Origin of the sequence: Streptomyces glaucescens (genome assembly GCF_002154375.1) — a bacterium.
Lineage (GTDB): Bacteria > Actinomycetota > Actinomycetes > Streptomycetales > Streptomycetaceae > Streptomyces > Streptomyces glaucescens.
Window position 1 is genome coordinate 1 of record NZ_MUND01000297.1, and the last position, 3180, is coordinate 3180.

Sequence of the window (3180 nt, forward strand, 5' to 3'; positions counted from 1 at the left end):
GGCCGCATGCGGCCACCCGCAGGACTGAATAGACATCCTGTAGGAACAGTGGGCCGCAGGGCCCGCCGTCCCGCCGTGGATCAGGCACACTGGACGTTTGGCCGCGCGGAAGGATGTATGTACGTGAACGGACCGCTGATCGTCCAGTCGGACAAGACTCTGCTGCTCGAGGTCGACCACGAGCGGGCCGACGACTGCCGTCGGGCCATCGCGCCGTTCGCGGAGCTGGAGCGGGCGCCCGAGCACATCCACACCTACCGGGTGACGCCCCTCGGACTGTGGAACGCGCGGGCCGCCGGGCACGACGCCGAGCAGGTGGTGGACGCGCTGGTCGAGTACAGCCGCTACCCGGTGCCGCACGCGCTGCTCGTCGACATCGCCGAGACCATGGACCGGTACGGGAGGCTGTCGCTGGTCAAGCACCCCGCGCACGGGCTGGTGCTGACCGCCACCGACCGGCCGGTGCTGGAGGAGGTCCTGCGTTCCAGGCGGATCGCCCCGCTGGTGGGCGACCGGATCGACCCGGACACGGTCGTCGTGCACCCCTCGGAGCGCGGGCAGATCAAGCAGACGCTGCTGAAGCTGGGCTGGCCGGCCGAGGACCTCGCCGGGTACGTGGACGGCGAGGCGCACCCGATCGACCTGGCCGAGGACGGCTGGGCGCTGCGGCCGTACCAGCGGCAGGCCGTGGAGAACTTCTGGCACGGCGGGTCCGGTGTCGTCGTCCTGCCGTGCGGCGCGGGGAAGACGCTGGTCGGAGCCGGGGCGATGGCCCAGGCCCGGTCCACGACGCTGATCCTCGTCACCAACACCGTCTCCGCGCGGCAGTGGAAGCACGAGCTGGTGAAGCGGACCTCGCTGACCGAGGACGAGATCGGCGAGTACAGCGGGACGCGCAAGGAGATCCGGCCGGTCACCATCGCCACGTACCAGGTGCTGACGACCAGGCGGAAGGGCGTCTACCCGCACCTGGAGCTGTTCGACTCCCGGGACTGGGGCCTGATCGTCTACGACGAGGTGCACCTGCTGCCGGCGCCCGTCTTCAAGTTCACCGCCGACCTCCAGGCGCGGCGGCGGCTCGGGCTGACCGCGACGCTGGTCCGCGAGGACGGCCGCGAGTCCGACGTGTTCTCCCTCATCGGGCCGAAGCGGTTCGACGCGCCGTGGAAGGAGATCGAGGCGCAGGGGTACATCGCGCCCGCGGACTGCGTCGAGGTCCGGGTGAACCTGACCGACTCCGAGCGGCTGGCGTACGCGACGGCCGAGGCGGAGGAGAAGTACCGGTTCTGCGCCACGACCGCGACCAAGCGGAAGGTGACCGAGGCGATCGTGCGGCGCTTCGCCGGACAGCAGATCCTCGTGATCGGCCAGTACATCGACCAGCTCGACGAACTCGGCGAACACCTCGGCGCCCCCGTGATCAAGGGCGAGACGACCAACGCCCAGCGCGAGAAGCTGTTCGACGCCTTCCGGCAGGGCGAGATCAGCGTCCTGGTGGTGTCCAAGGTCGCCAACTTCTCCATCGACCTGCCCGAGGCCACCGTCGCCATCCAGGTCTCCGGCACCTTCGGCTCCCGCCAGGAGGAGGCCCAGCGTCTCGGCCGCGTCCTGCGGCCCAAGTCGGACGGCCACCAGGCGCACTTCTACTCCGTCGTCGCCCGCGACACCATCGACCAGGACTTCGCCGCCCACCGCCAGCGCTTCCTCGCCGAACAGGGCTACGCGTACCGGATCATGGACGCGGACGAGCTGCTGACGGAGAGCTGAGGCCGCAGCAGCACCAGCACCGCCACCCCCGCCAGCGGATACGGCGACGCCAGCGGCTGCTGCCACCACGGGAGGTGGAGGTCCAGGGGGCCCTCGTGGGGGACCAGCCACATGGTGCGGGCGGTGAAGACGAGCGCCGTCGCCGCCGCCAGGCGGGGGCGGCCGTCCGCCAGGAGCACCGCGATCAGCGGGACGCACCACACCCAGTGGTGGGACCAGCTGATCGGGCAGACCAGAAGTGCGGTGAGCGCGGTGAGCGGGACGCCGTGGCGGTCGTCGGACGTGCGGGCCGCCAGCCAGAGGCCGCCCGCCGCCGTCACAAGCGCCGGGAGCCACCACGCCGGGCCCGGCACCGGATCGCCCAGCAGCCGTGCCGCCAGCCCCTGGAGGGACTGGTTGTCGACGATCCACGGCTTTCCCACCCGGCCGGTCTCGTAGAGGCGGCGCAGCCAGAAGTCGGCGCTCGCGGCGGGCAGGAGCAGGGCGCCGAGCAGGACCGTCCCGGTGAGCGCCGCCGTCGCCGTCGCCGCCTCGCGCCGGCGGCCGGTCAGCAGCAGGTACGGGACGAAGACGGCCGGTGTCAGTTTCATCCCGGCCGCGATCCCCACCGCCACGCCCTTGCCGCGGGCACCGTCCGGCCGGGTCAGGTCCCACAGGAGCAGGCAGGCCAGGGCGAGGTTGATCTGCCCGAAGAGGAGGGTCTGGAAGACGGGCTCCAGCCACAGCGCGAGGGCCGTCGCCGCGCACCGGGCGGGCAGGCGCAGGGGCAGGGCCGCCAGGCGGGCGGAGAGGTGCACCAGCCAGGCGAGCAACAGGATGTTGCCCGCCAGGAAGGCCGCCTTCAGGGCGGCCGGGGGAAGCCAGGCCGTGGGGGTGAAGAGAAGGGCGGCGAAGGGCGGGTAGGTGGCCGGGAGATGCCACTCGGTGACCGTGAATCCGTACAGGTCACGGCCGTCGAGGACCGCCTCGCCCTCCGCCTGGTAGACCAGCGCGTCGGCCATGGGGACGCGCTGGGCCACGCACAGCACGGCGAACGCCGTGAGGGAGGCCGCGAGGAGGAGCCAGGGAGTCGCGCTGCGTGCACGGCGGGTCACGCCGGTGACCCTAGACCGTCAGTGGCGGCGGACTCCCGCCTCCTCGCCGTACTCCCCGAGGATGATCACGTCGAAGGCGGCGCCCGCGAAGACCTTCACGGCACGGAGCGCGTCGCCGAGCCGGTGCCGGTGGCTGCCGGCGACGGCGGTCGCGCCGGACGGGGGCCGGGCGGAGACCGTTATGGGGGTGATGGCTGCTGCACTCATGTCTCCATGGTGGATTCCCAGACATAAGGGCCGCATCGGTCTCTGGTCTGCTTCGTCCCCTAGGGGGTGTCGTCAAACTCCCGTCGTCGTCCGCAGGACGGCCCTGCGGCGA

Annotated in this window: 3 protein-coding genes; 1 reads left to right on the forward strand and 2 read right to left on the reverse strand. The window is 71.9% G+C overall.

The window, feature by feature from the left end; translation table 11 throughout:
- Positions 1–123: 123 nt before the first annotated feature.
- A complete protein-coding gene (locus CCN42_RS20180; protein WP_086737576.1) occupies positions 124–1767 on the forward strand; it encodes a DNA repair helicase XPB in 1644 nt (547 codons plus the stop codon).
- On the opposite strand, the gene CCN42_RS20185 is transcribed toward CCN42_RS20180, so the two are convergent.
- On the reverse strand, positions 1719–2768 hold the full coding sequence (locus CCN42_RS20185; protein ID WP_086737577.1) for a glycosyltransferase 87 family protein: 1050 nt from the start codon (positions 2766–2768) through the stop codon (positions 1719–1721). The two genes, CCN42_RS20180 and CCN42_RS20185, sit on opposite strands and share 49 nt — an antisense overlap.
- Positions 2769–2879: 111 nt before the next feature.
- Complete coding sequence (locus tag CCN42_RS20190; protein ID WP_169731493.1) at positions 2880–3068, reverse strand: hypothetical protein; 189 nt, start codon at positions 3066–3068, stop codon at positions 2880–2882.
- Positions 3069–3180: the final 112 nt, after the last annotated feature.

Bases quoted from the DNA above. Each gene is read 5' to 3' on its own strand.
- CCN42_RS20185 (WP_086737577.1), bottom strand. From the start codon at position 2,768: ATGGCCGACGCGCTGGTCTACCAGGCGGAGGGCGAGGCGGTCCTCGAC.
- CCN42_RS20190 (WP_169731493.1), bottom strand. From the start codon at position 3,068: ATGAGTGCAGCAGCCATCACCCCCATAACGGTCTCCGCCCGGCCCCCG.